This window comes from Sphingomonas sp., assembly GCF_036387535.1.
GTDB lineage: Bacteria > Pseudomonadota > Alphaproteobacteria > Sphingomonadales > Sphingomonadaceae > Sphingomonas_R.
The window spans coordinates 1-17,681 of record NZ_DASVTO010000152.1; the positions used below are offsets into that span (position 1 = coordinate 1).

Below are 17,681 nucleotides of genomic sequence, written 5' to 3' on the forward strand. Positions count from 1 at the left end.
TCTGATCTCGATGCCGCGCTCCGTGATGTCGAAGCCACGATCCGGATGATCCGGGCGGACGTGCCAAAGGTCGGTGTCGTCGGCTACTGCCTGGGTGGCCTGATCGCCTATCTTGCCGCGACACGTACCGATAGCGATGCCTGTGTCGGCTATTATGGTGGCGGTATCGATACGAAGCTGGATGAAGCGCAAGCCATTTCCAACCCGCTGATGCTGCACTTTGCCGGGGAGGATCATTTCATCACCGCCTCCGCACGCGCGGCGATTGGGGCAGCCCTGTCCAGCAGCCCCAAAGTCGAGATCCATGATTATCCCGGCGTGGATCACGGGTTTGCGGCGACGTCCGGTTCGCGCCGCGTCGCCGATGCGGCCGAACAAGCGGATGCCCGTACCGAGGCGTTCTTTCGCGACAATCTAAGCTGAACAAAAAAGGGGCGGCGCTGGGTGGCGCCGCCCCTCATTTGATATCACCGACCAACATCAGCCAAACAGCGTCAACACGCCGACGTTCGGGTCTATCCAGCCATCATAGATCATCTTGCCCGCGACATAGACGATCACGATCAGGCCGACATAGGCGATCCAACGATAGCGCTCGATCACCCGCGCCAGCACGTTGGCGGCCACGCCCATCAACGCCACCGACAGGATCAAGCCGAGCACCAGGATGCCCGGATGCTCGCGGGCGGCGCCCGCCACGGCGAGCACATTGTCGAGGCTCATCGAGACATCGGCGATCGCAACGGCCCAGGCCGCCTGCGCGAAGCTGCGCGGTTTCTTGATCGCAGCCTCGTCAACGCCGCCGCTATCGCCGCCCGGCTGAAGCTCGCGGTACATCTTCCACGCGACCCAGAGCAGCAGCAGGCCACCCGCGAACACCAGACCGACGATCGCCAGCAACTGCGTCACCAGCAAGGCGAACAGCACTCGCAGGACGAGCGCAGCGGCGATGCCGATCAGGATCACCTTGCGGCGTTGATCGGCCGGCAGACCGGCGGCGAGCGCGCCGACGACGATCGCATTGTCGCCGGCCAGCATGATATCGATCAGCAGCACCTGCCCAAACGCCGCCAAAGCAGAGGGCGACCCCAGATTCGAGAAGTCGTTGACGATATGGTTCCAGAGTTCCATCATCCGAACAGATCCTGATGCCTAGCTGTTCATGGAATCGAAGAAGTCTTCGTTGGTCTTCGAATCCTTCATCTTGTCGAGCAGGAACTCCATCGCGTCGATGGTTCCCATCTGCATCAGGATACGCCGCAAGACCCACATCTTGCTGAGCTTGGTCTTGTCGACCAGCAGTTCCTCCTTGCGGGTACCCGATTTGCCGACATCCATCGCCGGGAAGATGCGCTTGTCCGCGATCTTGCGGTCGAGCACGATCTCGGAGTTTCCGGTGCCCTTGAATTCCTCGAAGATCACCTCGTCCATCCGGCTGCCGGTGTCGATCAGTGCGGTGGCGATGATCGACAGCGAGCCGCCTTCCTCGATGTTGCGCGCGGCCCCGAAGAAGCGTTTCGGGCGCTGAAGCGCGTTGGCGTCGACACCGCCGGTCAGCACCTTGCCCGACGACGGCACGACGGTGTTGTAGGCGCGGCCGAGACGGGTGATCGAGTCGAGCAGGATCACAACATCCTTCTTGTGCTCGACCAGGCGCTTGGCTTTCTCGATTACCATTTCGGCAACCTGGACATGGCGCTGCGCCGGTTCGTCGAAGGTTGAGGAAATGACCTCGCCCTTCACGCTGCGCTGCATGTCCGTCACTTCTTCCGGACGTTCATCGATCAACAGGACGATCAGGAACACCTCCGGGTGATTGTCGGTGATCGCCTTCGCCATGTTCTGGAGCAGCACCGTCTTGCCGACGCGTGGCGGTGCGACGATCAAAGCGCGCTGGCCCTTCCCCTGCGGGCTGACGATGTCGATGACGCGGGCCGACTTGTCCTTGACGGTCGGATCCTGCGGGTCGAGGGTCAGTTTCTGTTCGGGATAGAGCGGCGTCAGATTGTCGAAATTGACGCGGTGGCGCACCACCTCCGGATCGTCAAAATTGACCGAAACCAGCCGGACCAGCGCGAAATAGCGCTCGCCATCCTTGGGCGCGCGGATTTCACCTTCTACCGTGTCGCCGGTACGAAGCCCGAACTTGCGGACCTGGTTCGGCGAAATGTAGATGTCGTCGGGGCCAGCGAGATAGTTCGCCTCGGGGCTGCGCAGGAAGCCGAAGCCGTCCTGCAGGACCTCGATCGTGCCGACGCCCATGATTTCCTCGCCGCGGTCGGCCAGCACTTTCAGGATCGCGAACATCAGATCCTGCTTACGCAGGGTCGAGGCGCCTTCCACGCCCAGTTCATCACCCATCGCGACCAGTTCGACGGGAGGCGTTTTCTTGAGGTCTTTGAAATGCATGCTGATGTTCCCGATGCGGACGCTGCCTATCGCGCGGCGGACAGCCTGCGTCGATATCCTGGGGAAGGAGCCTCACACCGTCGGGAGGCGACACCTTCGCGGGTAGGCCCGCGAGGGTGGCAAAGTCAAGCCGCGTTCTGCCGGAACGACCACGGCACCGGCGGTCAGAACGGCTTGACGATCACCAGGATGACGATGATCGCGGTGGCGATACCAGGCACTTCGTTCATCAGGCGAAGCGCTTTGCCGCTGACCGGACGCTGCCCCCGCGCCAGTTTCTTGCCATAGCCGACCATATAGCCATGATAGCCGGTGAGCACGACCACCAGCAAGAACTTGGCATGGAACCAGCCCATCGACCAGGCACCGATGGTGGACGCTAGGATCAGACCGAAGACCCAGACCGCGATCATCGCGGGCGTCAGGATGATGGTGCGCAGCTTGCGCTCGCGGTCGATCCAGCGCTTTTCCTCGTCCGATCCCGGCGCCGATTCCTGATGGTAGATATAATAGCGTGGCAGCATGAACAGCCCCGCGATCCAGAAGATCACGAAGATCAGGTGCGCAGCCTTGATCCACAAATAGGTCATCGCGAACGCCGTCTCCACATCCATCAGCGCCGCACCAGAGCCAGAAGCTGTTCGACATGCGCGATCGGCGTGTCCGGCAAGATACCATGCCCCAGGTTGAAGATATGCGGTCGTTCCGGAAAGGCTGATAGGATGCGGGCGGTGGCCGATGCAAGCGCTTCTCCGCCTGCGATCAGCGCGAGTGGATCGAGATTGCCCTGGACCGGCAAACCAGCCGGCAGCATGGCATTGGCCCACACCGGATCGACGGTTTCGTCGAGGCCGAGCGCATCGACGCGGGTTTCCCGCGCATAGGCCGGCAATTTGCCGCCCGCCCCCTTTGGAAAACCGATGATCGGAACATCCGGATGCCGCGCGCGCAGGCCGTCCACGATCCGCACGGTCGGCGCGATCACCCAGCGTTCGAATTGCGCGGGTGACAGGCTGCCGGCCCAGCTGTCGAACAGTTGGACCGCATGGACGCCGGCCGCGATCTGCCCGCTCAGATAATCGATCGTCAGGGTCACGATGGCATCGATGATCGCGCCGAAGGCGGCCGGATCGGAATAAGCCATGCGCCGGGCGGGCGCCTGGTCCTTCGATCCCTGCCCCGCAACCATATAGGTCGCCACGGTCCAGGGACTGCCTGCAAAGCCGAGAAAGCTGGTCTGTGGCGGCAACGCGGCCGCGACGAGGGCGACGGTGCGGTAAACGGGATCCAGGCGCTCCGGCACCCGGTCCAGCGCCGCCAGAGCATGATCGACCAATGGTGGCGCGAGCCGCGGCCCCTCGCCTACTTCGAACCGCAGATCCTGACCCAGCGCATGCGGGATGACGAGGATGTCGGAAAACAGGATCGCGCCATCGAAACCGAACCGCTCGATCGGCTGCAGCGTCACTGTCGCTGCCGCCGCACTGTCGTGAACAAGTTCCAGGAAACCGCCGCGATCGGCCCGCAACGCGCGATATTCGGGAAGGTAACGCCCTGCCTGTCGCATCAGCCAGACCGGCGGGATCGCCTGCCGCTGGCCCTTCAGCACCGCGTAGAGCTTGCGGTCGGCCTGCGGGCCAGCCTTGAACGCGGGGTCCATCTGATATCCTTTAAGAGTCTTAAGAGAGTCTGGAGTAGATAGTAGGGGGTGCCGGAAGCGGGGTTTATTCGCGCCACCCGCAATTGCCAACAGGCGGTCGACCGATCGACTCGCGCATCGGCCGCGAGTCGATCGCTTCGCCCCCGTTATCCACAGGCGGAGTCGGCCTGTGCAGCGCATGTGGATAAGCGTGGAGATGCCGGCCGGCCAATGGGGATGAACAGCCGACTTGAAAGCATCCCCGCCCCTGGCCTACCGCAACCCCCACGCTTTTCCACAGGATCGTCCCCTATGCGGCTGCACGTCCATCTGCTGTCCGACTCCACGGGCGAAACCCTGGAAAATATCGCCAAGGCGGGACTGGCGCAGTTCGACGGTGTCGAAGCGATCAAGCATTTCTGGCCGATGGTGCGATCCGAAGGGCATCTGGATCGGGTGATGGTCGAAATCGGCCGCCATCCGGGATTGATCGTCTATACGCTGGCCAATTCCGATGTGCGCCGCAAGCTGGAGGCGCGGTGTCATGCAGCCGGGATCCCGGCGGTGGCCGCGCTGGACCCGGTGGTGGATGCGCTGTCGCGGCTGCTGGGTCAGGAAGCGAGCGCACGACCGGGGCGGCAGCATACCTTGGATGCGGCCTATTTCGCACGCGTCGATGCGATCCAGTGGACGATCGCGCATGATGACGGGATCGCATCAGAAAATTGGGAAGAAGCCGACATCCTGCTGGCCGGCGTGTCGCGGACGTCGAAGACGCCGACGTCGATCTACCTCGCCAATCGCGGGTTCAAGACCGCCAACATCCCGCTGGTCCCGGTGTCCCCGCCGCCGGCCAATATCTACACGCTGCAGCATCCGCTGGTGGTGGGGCTGACGACCAGTTCGGATCGATTAATCGCGATCCGGCGCAACCGGCTGCTATCGCTCAATCAAGCGCCCGAGACCGATTATGTCAATCAGGATGCCGTCGCCGCCGAGTTGGCGTTTGCACGCCGCATCTTCGCCGACAATGGTTGGCCGGTCATCGACGTGACGCGGCGATCGATCGAGGAAACGGCCGCGGCGATCATCAACCTGGTGAACGAGCGCCGCAATTATACCGCGACGCTGCCATGAGCGCGGCGCTGATCCTGGCATCGCAATCCGCGGCGCGGCGCGCGATGTTGTCGGCGGCGGGGGTCCCGCATGTCGCGGTGGCCGCGGGCGTCGACGAGGAGTCGGCGAAGGCGGCGCTGGTCGGCGAGGGTGCCGACGCCCGGCGGCTGGCCGATGCGCTGGCGGAATTGAAAGCGGTGAAAGTGTCGCGACGATACGCGGGCGATCTGGTGCTGGGGTGCGATCAGACGCTGGCGCGGGACGACGGCGTCCTGTTTGATCAGCCACGCGACCGCATCGATGCCGCGATGCAACTGCGGTCGTTGCGTGGACGGAGGCACCGCCTGACCAGTGCCGCTGTCCTGTGTCGCGACGGCCAGCCGATCTGGCGTCATGTCGGTGTCGCGACGCTGACGATGCGGGAGTTTTCCGACGTGTTCCTGGATCAGTATCTGGACGCGGAATGGCCGGCGATCGCAGGCTGCGTCGGATGCTACCGTCTGGAAGGCCCCGGAATCCAGCTGTTTTCCAGGGTCGATGGCGATCATTTCACCATCCTGGGTCTGCCGTTGCTGGCTGTGCTGGATCAACTGCGGATGTTGGAAATGATCACGAAATGATAGCAAGGATTGGCGGGTAGCTATGGCGAAAGTTCCGTATGCCGAGGTGATCGGCGACCCGATCGCCCAGAGCAAATCGCCGATCATCCACCGCTTCTGGTTGCAGGCGCTGGGTATCGAAGGCGACTATATCGCGACGCGGGTCACCGCCGATGATCTGGCGGCGCATTTCCGGATCCGACGCGACGACCCCGACTGGATGGGGAGCAATGTGACCCTGCCCCACAAGCAGGCGGTGTTCGACGTGGTCGACGATCGTGCAGGATTGAAGCAGACGCTGGGCGCGTTGAATTGCGTGTTCGGGGATGCCGATGGCGGGCTGGTCGGGACCAACACCGACGCCGGCGGTTTCCTGGAGCCGTTGGAGAATGTTGCGCTGGAAGGAAAATCGGTTGCCGTGATCGGCGCCGGCGGCGCTGCCCGTGCGGTCCTGCTGGCGTTGGCCAGCCGGGATGTCAGATCGGTGACGATCCTCAACCGCACGCCGGACAAGGGACGCGCCGTGCTGGCGCAGTTCGGGCTGACCGGAACCATATTGCCCCTGGATGCGCCGGTGCCGCCGGTAGACCTGCTCGTCAATGCCAGCGCGCTCGGGATGATCGGGCAACCACCGCTGGTACTGGACCTGAGTCCCCTCCCCGCTTCCGCAATCGTGTATGATATCGTCTATGCGCCGCTGGAGACGGCGTTGCTGGCACAGGCGCGCGCGCGCGGGCTGGCCACGATCGACGGACTGGCGATGCTGATCGGTCAGGCGGCGCTGGCGTTCGAGATTTTCTTCGAAGCACATGCCCCGCGCGAACGCGATGCCGAACTGCGCCAGCTGTTGACCGCATGACCATCCGCCTTGGCCTCACCGGTTCGATCGGCATGGGCAAATCGGCGGTGGCGACGATGTTCCGGTCGCACGGCGTGGCCGTGTTCGACGCCGATGCGGAGGTCCATCGCCTGCAGGGGGCCGGTGGCGCGCTGCTCCCCGCCATCGCTGCAGCGTTTCCGGGAACGGTGGGTTCCGACGGCGTCGATCGCACGCGGCTGGGCGCTGCGGTGCTGGGCGATCCCGCGGCTCTGGCACGGCTGGAGGCCATCGTGCATCCCGCGGTGGCGACGGCGCGGCAGGCGTTCCTGCAACGCCAGGCCGCCGAGTCGCTGGTCGTGCTCGACATTCCGCTGCTGTACGAAAAGGGTGGTGCGGAGCATGTCGATGCGGTGGCGGTCGTATCCGCCCCGCCGGCGGCGCAGCGTGCGCGCGTCCTGTCACGGCCCGGCATGTCGCCGGAGCGGCTGGATGCGATCCTGGCGTTGCAGATGTCCGATACGGAGAAGCGCGCCCGCGCCGATTTCGTGATCGATACCGGCGTGGCGCTCGCCGAAACCGAGGCAGCGGTCGGTGCGCTAGTCGCTTGCCTCCGCGCGCGGGGAGTCCGATACTGCCGGGCATGCGCGAAATCGTCTTCGATACCGAAACCACCGGCCTGAATCCGAAGACCGGCGATCGCCTGGTGGAAATCGGTTGTGTCGAGTTGTTCAACCGGTGCGAGACCGGGCGTACCTTTCACGCGTGGTTCAATCCGGATCGTGACATGCCGCCGGAAGCGGAAGCGGTGCACGGCCTGTCGGCGCGGTTCCTGTCGGACAAGCCCCGATTCCACGAAGGCGCCGCCGAATTGCTGGCGTTCATCGGTGACGCGCCGCTGATCGCCCATAATGCCAGCTTCGATTTCGGGTTTCTGAATGCCGAACTGGAACAGTGCGGGCATCCGATGGTGTGCCTGACGCGGATGATCGATACGCTGGCGATCGCGCGCACCCGGCACCCGGGCGCGAAGCACAGCCTGGACGCGCTCTGTTCGCGCTATGGCATCGATCGCAGCTACCGGATCAAGCATGGCGCCCTGCTCGACGCGCAACTGCTGGCACAGCTCTATGTCGAACTGCTGGGCGGTCGTCAGATCGGATTGATGCTGCCCACCGACGAATCTTCATTCCTGTCGGCACCGGTTGCAGCAACGGTCGTTACCCCGATGACGCGACATGCCCCGCGATCATTTTCGGCCAGTCCCGAGGAACTTGCCCGGCATGCGGCGTTTGTGGAGAAGCTTGTCGATCCGTTGTGGAGCGCGGACGACGACCGGGTCCGTTCGGTCGGTTGACCCCCCGGCGCCCGGGTCCTAAGGCCGCGGCGCCCGATATCCGGGCGGCCGGCCGCAAATTGCTCTTTTGAGGAGGTCTGTACGATGGAAATCCGTGTCTCAGGTCATCAGGTCGACACCGGCGACGCATTGCGGGCGCATGTGGGCGAGCGGATGCAGGGAATCGCCGACAAATATTTTTCGCGATCGATTTCCGCGCACGCGACGTTCGGGCAGGGCCCGCATGGATCCTTCACCTGCGACATCGTGGCGCATGTGATGCAGGGCCTGATCCTGAAAGGCCATGGCCAGGGCAATGAGGCACATCCTGCCTTCGATCAGGCCGCGGCCCGGATCGAGACGCAGCTGCGCCGTTACATGCGCCGGTTGAAGGACAAGCAGGCGACCACCAGCATGGGCGGTGCCGGCTATGACGAGAATGCGGGTTACACCGTGTTCCAGCCCGGCGCGGACGAGGAAGAGGTCAGCGACAATCCCGTCATCATCGCGGAAACCCGTGTCGACGTGCCCGATGCCACCGTGTCGGATGCCGTCATGATGCTGGACCTGCGCAATACCGGCGCGCTGTTGTTCAAGAATGCCGGTACGGGTGCGTTCAACATGGTCTATCGCCGCCCGGACGGGACGATCGGCTGGGTGGAGCCCCAGCGCGCGGCCTGATCGGCCGGTCGCATCATCTCCATGGATTCGCTCGCCGACATTCTTGCACCCGATGCCGTGACGGCCGCGCTGGTCGTTCCGAACAAGAAGGTGTTGTTCCAGCAGATGGCGGCCACCGGTGCGCGTCTGGTGGGGGTCGACGCGCGGATCGTGGCGGACAAGCTGGCGGATCGTGAACGGCTGGGTTCCACCGGATTCGGCGGCGGAGTTGCGATCCCGCATGCCAAGGTGGACGGGCTGCCGCAGGTCGTCGGACTGTTCGCGCGGCTCGCTGCCCCGATCGATTTTATGGCGGTCGACGACCTGCCGGTGGATATCGTGTTCCTGTTGCTGTCGCCGCCAGGCGCCGGCGTGGAGCATCTGAAGGCGCTGGCCCGCGTCAGCCGGCGCTTGCGGGACCGCGCCTTCGTCGCGAAGTTGCGCGGCGCGGGATCGGAGGACGCGCTCTATGCGCTGTTCGCCAGTGGCGACAGCCGTGACGCTGCCGCCTGATTCGGCGCGGTTGCCCCCGAGCGGGGCCGAAGCGCATTATCGGGCTCTGGAGTCGCTCTATGCCGCGGCACCGATCAACCGGATGTTCGCGTCGCGGCTGGAAATCGAGGATGCGGGCGTGGCCCGGATCCGGTTTCGCATCGACCCACCGCTGCATCATGCCGCAGGCGCGGCGCATGGCACCATCTATTTCAAGATGCTGGATGATGCCGCCTTCTACGCCGCCAATTCGCTGGTAAGCGACCGGTTCCTGTTGACGACGGCGTTCAACCTGTTGCTGACCCGTCCGGTGAAGGGTGGCGAGGTCGTGGCGGAAGGCCGCTGGATCAGCGGCAAGCGCCGCGTGTTCGTGGCGGACGCGCGCCTGGTCGATGCCACCGGCGAGGAAATCGCGCGCGGCACCGGGACCTTCATGAAATCGCGCATCCCGCTGTCCACCCTGCCCGGATATGCGCACCCCGCCCCGTGACAGCCGCCCGACTGACCTCCGCACTGCTGGTGTCCGTGCTGCTGCGGCAGATGGCGGCTGGTGGTGGTCATGCGATGGTGCTGGCCAAGGGCGACGCGACGGCGGGCGCCATCCTGATCGTGGTGGCGGAGCGCGGGCGGGTCACCGGTCTGCTGGAGCGGGTTCTTGGCCAGCACGGCTACCGATTGGCGCCGGCCGGACCGTCCGATCCCGACGGGCCCGGCGCGATCGATGCCTATATCGCGGGCCGGCGGCGGCGCGACCCCGATCTGTGGGTCGTGGAACTGGACGGTGCCGAAGCCGCCGCGACCGCCGAAGCGGTAATGGCGTGACGCACTAATCCCGGGCGCAAGCCAGGGTCGCGGCATCGATCGCCGTCGCCGCACCGCGCAGCGCATAGCGGTCGACCAGAACGCCGCCGTCGCGTGCCCGAGCTTCGACCCGCATGCCGCGGGCCTGACGGATCGCCGCCACGATCGCCGCATCCACCGCTGCACTGGGGGCCCACGCATCGGCACCGCCGGCGACGAGCGCGAACCGGCTATCGCCGATCGTCAGGATCACGGGCGTGCCGGGCTGCTTCAGCTTGCGCAGACGTATGTTGACCTGCGCCCTTACCCCGCGCGTGGGCCAGGCGGCGATCGCGGCAAAGGGGCGCCACGCCGCACCGATCGGTCGCCCCTCTGGCTCCGCGATCGCATAGCATCGGCGCGGGCGCGGATCGGAGAAAGCGGCCCAGCCTTCGAACACACCCAGCGCGTCGCGCGCAGCGGCGGGGGATGCGGTCAGGCCCAACAGCATGATCAGAGCGACACAGCGGTTTCGGCTCCGGTGACCGATCATGGTTTGCTCCCGCCGCTCCGCACAGACCACTGTTGCTCAGGTGCAACGAATAATCCTGTTTAGCTGAGGTTCATGCAACAAGTCACTCGCTCATGCACTGAGGCCCCGCACCCGTCATCGGGTGCCCTGTTCATGGAGTTTGATGACATGCGTTGCTTTGCTTACGCCGCCTTGGCCGCCACCACGTTGTCGGTTGCCGTTCCCGCCTTGGCGCAGGATGTCGCACCGTTCACGGGCGCGCGCGTCGAAGGGTTGGTCGGTTATGACAATGTGAAGACCGATGGGCATGACGATGCCGTTGGATACGGCATTGGCGCCGGTTACGACATGCAGATGCGCGGCATGGTGGTGGGCGTGGAAGCCGAAGCGACCGACAGCAATGTCAAGCAGTGCTTCGGCGCGCAGACGCTGGCATCGCCCGAAACCTGCGCCAAGGCCGCGCGCGACCTGTATGTCGGTGGCCGGGTCGGCACGGTCGTCGGTGGTCGGACGCTGCTCTATGCCAAGGCCGGCTACACCAATGCCCGGTTCAAGCTGACCCAGGACGATGGCACCGATCGGGTGACGCTCGGTCGAACCGATCTTGACGGGATCCGCGTGGGTGTGGGCGCGGAATATGCGGTCGGCCCGAACAGCTTCGTGAAGGCGGAATATCGCTATTCGAACTATGAGGACGGGTTCGAGCGTAACCAGGCGATCGCCGGTTTCGGCTTCCGCTTCTGATCCGCCGGAACGGCTGACGATCAGGAGGGGCGGGGGGCAACCTCCGCCCTTTTTCCTTCCCCGCGCGCGTCGTCACGCTATAACGCGGGACCGACGGTTTTGGGATTTGGGGCGGACATGAAGGCGACGATCGAGCGGACCACCCTGCTGAAGAGCCTTAGCCATGTGCAAAGCGTGGTGGAACGGCGCAACACCATCCCGATCCTGTCGAACGTGCTGATCGAAGCCTCGGCGGACGGCACGTTGAAGCTGATGGCGACCGATCTGGATCTGCAGGTGGTGGAGACGGTATCCGCCGCGGTGGACCAGCCCGGCGCGACCACCGTGTCCGCGCACACGCTGTTCGATATCGCACGCAAGCTGCCCGAGGGCAGTCAGGTGCAATTGACGGCTGCGGATGGCAAGATGCTGATCGTGGCGGGACGGGCGCGGTTCAATCTATCCACCCTGCCGCGCGACGATTTTCCGATGATCGCCGAAGGAGACCTGCCGACGAAGTTCGCGTTGCCGGTCGAGACGCTGAAGCAGATCATCGACAAGACGCGCTTTGCCATCTCCACGGAAGAGACGCGCTATTATCTGAACGGGATCTTCCTGCATGTCGCGGACGGTGACGGCAGCGCTGGCCCGGTGTTGAAGGCGGCGGCCACCGATGGCCATCGGCTGGCGCGGATGACCGTGCCGCGGCCCGCCGGGGCGGAGGCGATGCCGGACGTGATCGTGCCGCGCAAATGCATCGGAGAACTGCGCAAGCTGCTGGACGAGGTCGACGGCGATGTCGAAATCACCTTGTCCCCGACCAAGATCCGCTTCGGCCTGAACAGTGCGATCCTGACGTCGAAGCTGATCGACGGCACCTTTCCGGATTATTCGCGCGTCATTCCGACCGCGAACGACAAACTGCTGAAGATCGATCCCAAGAGCCTGATGCAGGGCGTCGACCGGGTGGCGACGATCGCCAGCGAGAAGACCCGCGCGGTCAAGATGACGTTGGATCGCGACAAGATCACGCTGTCGGTCACCAGCCCGGAGAACGGCACCGCAGCCGAGGAAGTCCCCGGCGACTATACCGCGCTTGGGTTCGAGATTGGCTTCAATGCGCGCTATCTGCTGGACATTCTGGGTCAGCTCGACGGCGAAACCATCGAAGTCCACCTGGCCGATGCCGCAGCCCCCACCCTGATCCGGGAAAGCGATACGTCTTCGGCGCTGTACGTGCTGATGCCAATGCGGGTGTAAGGGGCGCCTATTCCGGTCCGCGCAATACCGCGAACACCCGCTCAGCCTGATCGGCGCGGCAGATGAGCAGGTCCGGGAGATAGGGGTTGGCGCAATTATAGACGAGCGGGCTGCCGTCGAGGCGGCTGACGTGCAGGCCGGCGGCCTGGGCGACCGCGACGGGGGCGCAGCTGTCCCATTCATACTGGCCGCCGCTGTGGAGATAGATGTCGGCTTCGCCGCGGACGACCGCCATCGCCTTGGCCCCGGCCGACCCCATCGGGATCAGTTCGGCGTCCAGCGCGGCGGCGACCTTCAGGGCCTCGGCGGCAGGGCGGGATCGACTGACGACCATGCGGATGCGACCGCCCTGTACGCCCGGCGGTGTGCAGCCCGCAGTGCAGATGGTGTGCGCCTGCGCCGGAAGCGCCACGGCGCCGGCGGTGGCGCGGCCGTCGACCGACAGCGCGACGTGGATCGCCCAATCGGCACGACCCTCGCTATATTCGCGGGTGCCATCAAGCGGATCGACGATCCAGGCGCGGGCATTGGCCAGCCGCGCGGGATCGGCGGCCTCCTCTTCCGACAGGATCGCGTCGGTCGGCCGAGCTTCGCGCAGAACGGCCAGGATGAAGGCGTTGGCAACGGCGTCGCCGGCCGCGCCGAGCGCCTTGCCCGCCAACAGGCCGGACCCGCGCAAGGTCATCAGGATATCGCCGGCGGTCTCCGCCACCTTGCGAGCAAGGGCGGCATCATCGGGTGCGATCATGGTCATTCCGCCGCCAGCAGATGCGCGACGATCGCTTCCGCTGCTTCCTCCGGCGTCATGTCGACGGTGTTGACGCGGATTTCGGGGGTGAGCGGTGGTTCATACGGGCTGTCGATACCGGTGAAATTGGCAAGTTTTCCCGCGCGGGCCTTGGCATAGAGCCCCTTCACGTCGCGCCGTTCGGCGACATCGAGCGGGGTGTCGATATGCACCTCGATGAACTCGCCGGCCGGCAGCATGGCACGCACCATGTCGCGTTCGGCGCGAAAGGGGGAGATGAAGGCGGTCAGGACGATCAGGCCGGCATCGGCCATCAGCCGGGCGACTTCACCCACGCGCCGGATGTTCTCGACGCGGTCGGCATCGGTGAATCCGAGATCGCGATTGAGGCCGTGGCGGATATTGTCGCCGTCGAGCAGGAAGCTGTGCCGGCCGAGCGCCAGCAGCTTCTTTTCGACCAGATTGGCGATGGTCGACTTGCCGGCGCCGGACAGGCCGGTGAACCAGAGCAGGCGTGGACGTTGCTGCTTCTGCGCGGCGTGGGCATCGCGGGTGACGTCGATCGCCTGCCAATGGACATTGGCCGCACGGCGCAGCGCGAAGTGGATCAGGCCCGCGGCAACGGTGGCGTTGGTGATCTTGTCGACCAGGATGAACCCGCCGAGATCACGGCTGATCGCGCCATCGCCGCCGGAATAGGGCTCGAACACCACCGGTCGGTCGGTCGACAGATTGGCGACGCCGATCGCATTGAGGCCGAGCGTACGGGCGGCCAGTTGCTCCATGGTGTTGACGTTGACCTGATATTTCGGGGCCTGCAGCTGTGCGGACACGGTCTGCGTCGCCAGTTTCAGCCAATAGCCGCGACCGGGCAGCATCTCCTCGTCCGCCATCCACAGGATCGTCGCCTCGAACTGATCCGCGACCTCGGCCGGTGCGTCGGCGCGGACGATCACGTCGCCCCGGCTGCAATCGACCGCATCGGTCAGCGTGAGCATCGCCGACTGGCCGGCGGCGACGGTGTCGAGATCCCCCCCCGGTGCGACGATGCGCGCGATCGTGCTGGTCCGGCCGGACGGCAGGATGCGGACCGGATCACCGGGCGCGATCCGACCGGTGGCGACCAGACCGGAAAAGCCACGAAAATCCAGATCGGGACGGGCGACCCATTGCACCGGCATCCGGAACGGGCGCAGCTGATCCGCCGTCACGTCGAGCGGTACGGTTTCCAGATGCTCCATCAGAATCGGACCGTCATACCACGGGGTATTGCCGGATCGTCCCGCGATGTTGTCGCCCCTGAACCCCGAAATCGGGATTGGCACGAAGTGGTCGATCCCGATCGTGCGGGCAAAGGCGCGATAGTCGTCGACGATCGCGTCGTAGCGGGCGCGATCATAGCCGATCAGGTCCATCTTGTTCACCGCCAGCACCAGTTTGCGGATGCCGATCAGGTGGGCAAGATAGCTGTGGCGGCGGGTCTGCGTCAGGATACCCTTGCGCGCATCCACCAGAATGACCGCGAGGTCGGCGGTGGAGGCGCCGGTGACCATGTTGCGCGTATATTGTTCATGACCGGGGGTGTCGGCGACGATGAACTTCCGGCGATCGGTCGAGAAGAAGCGATAGGCGACGTCGATGGTGATGCCCTGTTCGCGCTCCGCGGTGAGGCCGTCGACCAGCAATGCGAAATCGATATCCTGTCCCTGCGTCCCGACCCGTTTCGAATCGGCCTCCAGCGCGGCGAGCTGGTCTTCGAAGATCATCTTGGAATCGTAGAGCAGGCGTCCGATCAGCGTCGATTTGCCATCGTCGACCGACCCGCAGGTGATGAAGCGGAGCAGCGACTTGTGCGCGTGGCTGTCGAGATAGGCGTCGATGTCGGACGCGGCGAGGTCGGACGGGCGATAGACGGGGGTGGTCATGCGGCAGCCTTCGTCATCCCGGCGGCGGCCGGCACCCACTTCTGGAGGTCAGTCAGTCCGTACCCGGCCGTGCTGTCGAGTTGGGCCCCGGCCTGCGCCGGGGAACAGAGGTGGGAACAGCGGACGGGTTGGCGTGCCATCAGAAATAGCCCTCCTGCTTCTTCTTTTCCATGCTGCCGGCCTGATCATGATCGATGGCGCGGCCCTGGCGTTCCGATGTGGTGGTGAGCAGCATTTCCTGGATCACCTGCGGCAAAGTGGTCGCCCGGCTTTCGACCGCGCCGGTCAGCGGGTAACAGCCAAGCGTACGGAAGCGGATCGAGCGTTCGACCGGAACCTCGCCCGGGCGGAAGCGAAAGCGATCGTCATCAACCATCAGCAGCATGCCGTCACGTTCCACCGTGGGGCGCGGGGCGGCGAAATAGAGCGGAACGATCGGGATGTCCTCGGCCTGGATATATTGCCAGACGTCGAGTTCGGTCCAGTTGCTGATCGGAAACACGCGCATGCTTTCGCCCTTGGCCTTGCGCGCGTTGTAGAGCCGCCAGAGTTCGGGCCGCTGGGTCTTGGGGTCCCAGCGATGCGTGGCGGTGCGGAACGAGAAGACGCGTTCCTTGGCGCGGCTCTTCTCCTCGTCGCGGCGGGCGCCCCCGAAGGCGGCGTCGAAGCGGTGCAGGTCGAGCGCCTGGCGCAGCCCCTCCGTCTTCCACATGTCGGTATGCAGGCCGCCATGGTCGAACGGATTGATCCCCCGCGCCTCCGCATCGGAATTGCGGTGGACGAGCAGTTCCATCCCGCTTTCTACCGCCATCCGATCGCGCAGGCAGTACATGTCCCGGAACTTCCAGGTGGTGTCGACATGCAGCAGTGGAAACGGCGGCGGCGCGGGGTAGAAGGCCTTTCGCGCCAGATGCAGCATCACCGCCGAATCCTTGCCCACCGAATAGAGCATCACCGGCCGTTCCGCCTCCGCCACCACTTCGCGCAGGATGTGGATGCTTTCGGCTTCCAGCCGCTGGAGATGGGTGAGGGTGATCGGATCGGATGTGGCCATGCCCGCTTATCTAGACCGGAGGTGCGGCCGGAAAAGCGGGTTTTCCTTTCATGGCGGATAGCCGGGCAGGGTCAGTCGCGCAGCAGTTCGTTGATGCCGGTCTTGGCACGCGTCTGCGCATCGACGCGCTTGACGATGACCGCGCAGTAGAGGGCGGGCCCGCCGTCCTGGCCCGGCATCGTCCCGGGGACCACCACGGCATAGGGCGGAACCTCCCCCCTGAAGACCTCGCCCGTCGCGCGGTCGACGATCTTCGTCGACGCGCCAAGATAGACGCCCATCGACAGCACCGCGCCTTCGCGGACGATCACCCCTTCCGCCACCTCGGCGCGCGCGCCGATGAAGCAGCCATCCTCGATCACGACCGGATTGGCCTGCAGCGGTTCGAGCACGCCGCCGATGCCGGCGCCGCCCGACAGATGGACGTTGCGGCCGATCTGCGCGCAAGAGCCGACTGTGGCCCAGGCATCGATCATCGATCCCTCGCCGACATAGGCGCCGATGTTGACGAAGCTGGGCATCAGCACCGCGCCTTTTGCCACGAATGCGCCGCGGCGGACGATCGCGCCGGGAACCGCGCGGAAGCCGGCGGCGCGAAACGCCGCGTCGTCCCAGCCGGTGAACTTCGACGGCACCTTGTCGAATGCAGGCGCACCCGCCGCGCCGCCATCGACCAGCTGGTTGTCGTTCAGCCGGAACGACAGCAGCACGGCTTTCTTGAGCCATTGCTGCACGACCCACTGTCCGGATTCGGGTGCGGCGACGCGGGCCTCGCCGCTGTCGAGCAGGCGCAGCGCCTCGTCCACGGCCGCGCGGACCGGGCCCTGCGTATCGAGACCGATGCTGGTGCGGTCTTCCCAAGCGGCGTCGATGATGGTGGACAACTCGGTCATGCGTCGGTCTCCTGGATAGCGTGCAGCCATTCGCCGACATCGGCGATTTCATGATCGATCGTGGCGGGATCGGCGCCGTGGCCACCCGATTCCGATCCGTTGTTGACCCAGACGGTGGTCATGCCCAGCGCCTTGGCCGGCACCAGATTGCGCGCCATATCCTCCACGAACAGCGCCGTGGCGGGATCGATGTCGAGCGCCGCAAGCAGCGAGGCATAGCTTTGCGGATCGGGTTTCGGCCGATAGGCGCAGGCATGGATATCGTGGATCGCCTCGAACGCGCCGCCCAGGCCGATGCGGTCGAGGACGCGGCCGGCATAGGTCGCGTCGCCGTTGGTGAAGATCAGCTTGCGGCCCGGCAACCGCGCCATCGCCGCCACCAGTCGGCGATCCTCCGCGATCCGGTCCATCTCGATGTCATGCACATAGTCCAGGAATTCGCGCGGATCGATCGCATGCGTCCGCATCAGTCCCGACAGGGTGGTGCCATGTTCCAGGAAATGCGCCTTTTGCACGCGGCGGGCCTCGGCCGCATCCACGCCCAGCAGGCGCTGGATATAGCGGCCCATCCGCACGTCGATCAGCGCGAACAGATCGGTCGACGCCGGATAGAGCGTGTTATCGAGATCGAAGATCCAGGTCCGGATCGTGGCAAAGGCGGCGTGCATGTCGGCCAAGCGCCCTAGCGGGCGCGACGG

General features: G+C 65.1%; 22 protein-coding genes. 12 read left to right on the forward strand and 10 right to left on the reverse strand.

All coding sequences use genetic code 11. From position 1 onward, the window contains the following. Positions 1-423, forward strand: a 423-nt coding sequence (locus tag VF649_RS13805; RefSeq protein ID WP_331012536.1) for a dienelactone hydrolase family protein, incomplete at its 5' end; no start/stop codon positions are given. Positions 424-480: 57 nt separating this feature from the next. Here the strand turns inward: VF649_RS13805 and VF649_RS13810 are convergent. The 4 genes from VF649_RS13810 to hemE form a co-directional block, all read right to left on the reverse strand. Further along, entirely contained in the window at positions 481-1,134 is a 654-nt protein-coding gene (locus VF649_RS13810; RefSeq protein WP_331012537.1) for a TerC family protein, read from the reverse strand. Positions 1,135-1,152: 18 nt separating this feature from the next. Next, positions 1,153-2,409 carry a transcription termination factor Rho gene (gene rho / locus VF649_RS13815; RefSeq protein ID WP_331012538.1) on the reverse strand — a complete coding sequence of 419 codons (1,257 nt, stop codon included), beginning with the start codon at positions 2,407-2,409 and terminating at the stop codon, positions 1,153-1,155. 164 nt (positions 2,410-2,573) lie between these two features. Further along, positions 2,574-3,023 carry a CopD family protein gene (locus VF649_RS13820; protein ID WP_331012539.1) on the reverse strand — a complete coding sequence of 150 codons (450 nt, stop codon included), beginning with the start codon at positions 3,021-3,023 and terminating at the stop codon, positions 2,574-2,576. After that, a complete protein-coding gene (gene hemE, locus VF649_RS13825; RefSeq protein ID WP_331012540.1) occupies positions 3,023-4,069 on the reverse strand; it encodes a uroporphyrinogen decarboxylase in 1,047 nt (348 codons plus the stop codon). The genes VF649_RS13820 and hemE overlap by 1 nt, the downstream gene beginning before the upstream one ends. Before the next feature lie 291 nt (positions 4,070-4,360). Between hemE and VF649_RS13830 the strand changes: the two genes are divergently transcribed. The 9 genes from VF649_RS13830 (at position 4,361) to VF649_RS13870 (ending at position 9,890) form a co-directional block, all read left to right on the forward strand. Next, the gene (locus tag VF649_RS13830; RefSeq protein ID WP_331012541.1) at positions 4,361-5,185 is read left to right on the forward strand and encodes a pyruvate, water dikinase regulatory protein; all 825 of its coding nucleotides are present in this window, start codon (positions 4,361-4,363) and stop codon (positions 5,183-5,185) included. Further along, positions 5,182-5,784, forward strand: a complete 603-nt coding sequence (locus tag VF649_RS13835) for a Maf family protein (RefSeq protein WP_331012542.1) — start codon at positions 5,182-5,184, stop codon at positions 5,782-5,784. The genes VF649_RS13830 and VF649_RS13835 overlap by 4 nt, the downstream gene beginning before the upstream one ends. A 22-nt stretch (positions 5,785-5,806) precedes the next feature. Next, complete coding sequence (aroE, locus tag VF649_RS13840; protein WP_331012543.1) at positions 5,807-6,622, forward strand: shikimate dehydrogenase; 816 nt, start codon at positions 5,807-5,809, stop codon at positions 6,620-6,622. Then, positions 6,619-7,263 (forward strand): dephospho-CoA kinase, encoded by a 645-nt coding sequence (coaE, locus tag VF649_RS13845; protein ID WP_331012544.1) that lies wholly within the window; start codon positions 6,619-6,621, stop codon positions 7,261-7,263. Before aroE ends, coaE begins: the two co-directional genes overlap by 4 nt. Further along, positions 7,224-7,937, forward strand: coding sequence for a DNA polymerase III subunit epsilon (gene dnaQ / locus VF649_RS13850; protein ID WP_331012545.1), 714 nt, complete (start codon positions 7,224-7,226; stop codon positions 7,935-7,937). Before coaE ends, dnaQ begins: the two co-directional genes overlap by 40 nt. Before the next feature lie 84 nt (positions 7,938-8,021). After that, positions 8,022-8,597: a ribosome hibernation-promoting factor, HPF/YfiA family gene (gene hpf / locus VF649_RS13855; protein WP_331012546.1), complete on the forward strand. Its 576-nt coding sequence runs from the start codon at positions 8,022-8,024 to the stop codon at positions 8,595-8,597. A 21-nt stretch (positions 8,598-8,618) separates the two neighbouring features. Then, on the forward strand, positions 8,619-9,089 hold the full coding sequence (locus tag VF649_RS13860; RefSeq protein ID WP_331012547.1) for a PTS sugar transporter subunit IIA: 471 nt from the start codon (positions 8,619-8,621) through the stop codon (positions 9,087-9,089). Continuing rightward, the gene (locus VF649_RS13865) at positions 9,046-9,558 is read left to right on the forward strand and encodes a PaaI family thioesterase (RefSeq protein WP_331012548.1); all 513 of its coding nucleotides are present in this window, start codon (positions 9,046-9,048) and stop codon (positions 9,556-9,558) included. The genes VF649_RS13860 and VF649_RS13865 overlap by 44 nt, the downstream gene beginning before the upstream one ends. Beyond that, positions 9,555-9,890 (forward strand): DUF1491 family protein, encoded by a 336-nt coding sequence (locus VF649_RS13870; RefSeq protein ID WP_331012549.1) that lies wholly within the window; start codon positions 9,555-9,557, stop codon positions 9,888-9,890. Before VF649_RS13865 ends, VF649_RS13870 begins: the two co-directional genes overlap by 4 nt. Positions 9,891-9,894: 4 nt before the next feature. On the opposite strand, the gene VF649_RS13875 is transcribed toward VF649_RS13870, so the two are convergent. Further along, the gene (locus tag VF649_RS13875; protein WP_331012550.1) at positions 9,895-10,359 is read right to left on the reverse strand and encodes a hypothetical protein; all 465 of its coding nucleotides are present in this window, start codon (positions 10,357-10,359) and stop codon (positions 9,895-9,897) included. 189 nt (positions 10,360-10,548) lie between these two features. Here VF649_RS13875 and VF649_RS13880 point away from each other — a divergent pair, with 189 nt between their 5' ends. Together VF649_RS13880 and dnaN are read left to right on the forward strand one after the other, a co-directional pair. Then, a complete protein-coding gene (locus tag VF649_RS13880) occupies positions 10,549-11,124 on the forward strand; it encodes a porin family protein (RefSeq protein WP_331012551.1) in 576 nt (191 codons plus the stop codon). A gap of 117 nt (positions 11,125-11,241) precedes the next feature. Then, positions 11,242-12,363: a DNA polymerase III subunit beta gene (gene dnaN, locus VF649_RS13885; RefSeq protein ID WP_331012552.1), complete on the forward strand. Its 1,122-nt coding sequence runs from the start codon at positions 11,242-11,244 to the stop codon at positions 12,361-12,363. A 7-nt stretch (positions 12,364-12,370) separates the two neighbouring features. On the opposite strand, the gene VF649_RS13890 is transcribed toward dnaN, so the two are convergent. The 5 genes from VF649_RS13890 to VF649_RS13910 form a co-directional block, all read right to left on the reverse strand. Continuing rightward, positions 12,371-13,111 (reverse strand): 3'(2'),5'-bisphosphate nucleotidase CysQ, encoded by a 741-nt coding sequence (locus tag VF649_RS13890; protein ID WP_414713687.1) that lies wholly within the window; start codon positions 13,109-13,111, stop codon positions 12,371-12,373. Between the two features lie 2 nt (positions 13,112-13,113). Further along, positions 13,114-15,036: a sulfate adenylyltransferase subunit CysN gene (cysN, locus tag VF649_RS13895; RefSeq protein WP_331012554.1), complete on the reverse strand. Its 1,923-nt coding sequence runs from the start codon at positions 15,034-15,036 to the stop codon at positions 13,114-13,116. A 139-nt stretch (positions 15,037-15,175) separates the two neighbouring features. Beyond that, the gene (gene cysD / locus VF649_RS13900; protein ID WP_331012555.1) at positions 15,176-16,090 is read right to left on the reverse strand and encodes a sulfate adenylyltransferase subunit CysD; all 915 of its coding nucleotides are present in this window, start codon (positions 16,088-16,090) and stop codon (positions 15,176-15,178) included. Between the two features lie 71 nt (positions 16,091-16,161). Next, the gene (dapD, locus tag VF649_RS13905; protein ID WP_331012556.1) at positions 16,162-16,983 is read right to left on the reverse strand and encodes a 2,3,4,5-tetrahydropyridine-2,6-dicarboxylate N-succinyltransferase; all 822 of its coding nucleotides are present in this window, start codon (positions 16,981-16,983) and stop codon (positions 16,162-16,164) included. Continuing rightward, complete coding sequence (locus VF649_RS13910; protein WP_331012586.1) at positions 16,980-17,651, reverse strand: pyrimidine 5'-nucleotidase; 672 nt, start codon at positions 17,649-17,651, stop codon at positions 16,980-16,982. The genes dapD and VF649_RS13910 overlap by 4 nt, the downstream gene beginning before the upstream one ends. Positions 17,652-17,681 lie beyond the last annotated feature (30 nt).

Bases quoted from the DNA above. Each gene is read 5' to 3' on its own strand.
- VF649_RS13910 (WP_331012586.1), bottom strand. From the start codon at position 17,651: ATGCACGCCGCCTTTGCCACGATCCGGACCTGGATCTTCGATCTCGAT.
- cysD (WP_331012555.1), bottom strand. From the start codon at position 16,090: ATGGCCACATCCGATCCGATCACCCTCACCCATCTCCAGCGGCTGGAA.
- dnaQ (WP_331012545.1), top strand. From the start codon at position 7,224: ATGCGCGAAATCGTCTTCGATACCGAAACCACCGGCCTGAATCCGAAG.
- rho (WP_331012538.1), bottom strand. From the start codon at position 2,409: ATGCATTTCAAAGACCTCAAGAAAACGCCTCCCGTCGAACTGGTCGCG.
- VF649_RS13890 (WP_414713687.1), bottom strand. From the start codon at position 13,111: ATGATCGCACCCGATGATGCCGCCCTTGCTCGCAAGGTGGCGGAGACC.
- VF649_RS13820 (WP_331012539.1), bottom strand. From the start codon at position 3,023: ATGGATGTGGAGACGGCGTTCGCGATGACCTATTTGTGGATCAAGGCT.
- coaE (WP_331012544.1), top strand. From the start codon at position 6,619: ATGACCATCCGCCTTGGCCTCACCGGTTCGATCGGCATGGGCAAATCG.
- cysN (WP_331012554.1), bottom strand. From the start codon at position 15,036: ATGACCACCCCCGTCTATCGCCCGTCCGACCTCGCCGCGTCCGACATC.
- VF649_RS13835 (WP_331012542.1), top strand. From the start codon at position 5,182: ATGAGCGCGGCGCTGATCCTGGCATCGCAATCCGCGGCGCGGCGCGCG.
- VF649_RS13865 (WP_331012548.1), top strand. From the start codon at position 9,046: ATGCGCTGTTCGCCAGTGGCGACAGCCGTGACGCTGCCGCCTGATTCG.
- dapD (WP_331012556.1), bottom strand. From the start codon at position 16,983: ATGACCGAGTTGTCCACCATCATCGACGCCGCTTGGGAAGACCGCACC.
- VF649_RS13810 (WP_331012537.1), bottom strand. From the start codon at position 1,134: ATGATGGAACTCTGGAACCATATCGTCAACGACTTCTCGAATCTGGGG.
- hemE (WP_331012540.1), bottom strand. From the start codon at position 4,069: ATGGACCCCGCGTTCAAGGCTGGCCCGCAGGCCGACCGCAAGCTCTAC.
- VF649_RS13830 (WP_331012541.1), top strand. From the start codon at position 4,361: ATGCGGCTGCACGTCCATCTGCTGTCCGACTCCACGGGCGAAACCCTG.
- hpf (WP_331012546.1), top strand. From the start codon at position 8,022: ATGGAAATCCGTGTCTCAGGTCATCAGGTCGACACCGGCGACGCATTG.
- VF649_RS13875 (WP_331012550.1), bottom strand. From the start codon at position 10,359: ATGCTGTTGGGCCTGACCGCATCCCCCGCCGCTGCGCGCGACGCGCTG.
- VF649_RS13880 (WP_331012551.1), top strand. From the start codon at position 10,549: ATGCGTTGCTTTGCTTACGCCGCCTTGGCCGCCACCACGTTGTCGGTT.
- VF649_RS13860 (WP_331012547.1), top strand. From the start codon at position 8,619: ATGGATTCGCTCGCCGACATTCTTGCACCCGATGCCGTGACGGCCGCG.
- dnaN (WP_331012552.1), top strand. From the start codon at position 11,242: ATGAAGGCGACGATCGAGCGGACCACCCTGCTGAAGAGCCTTAGCCAT.
- aroE (WP_331012543.1), top strand. From the start codon at position 5,807: ATGGCGAAAGTTCCGTATGCCGAGGTGATCGGCGACCCGATCGCCCAG.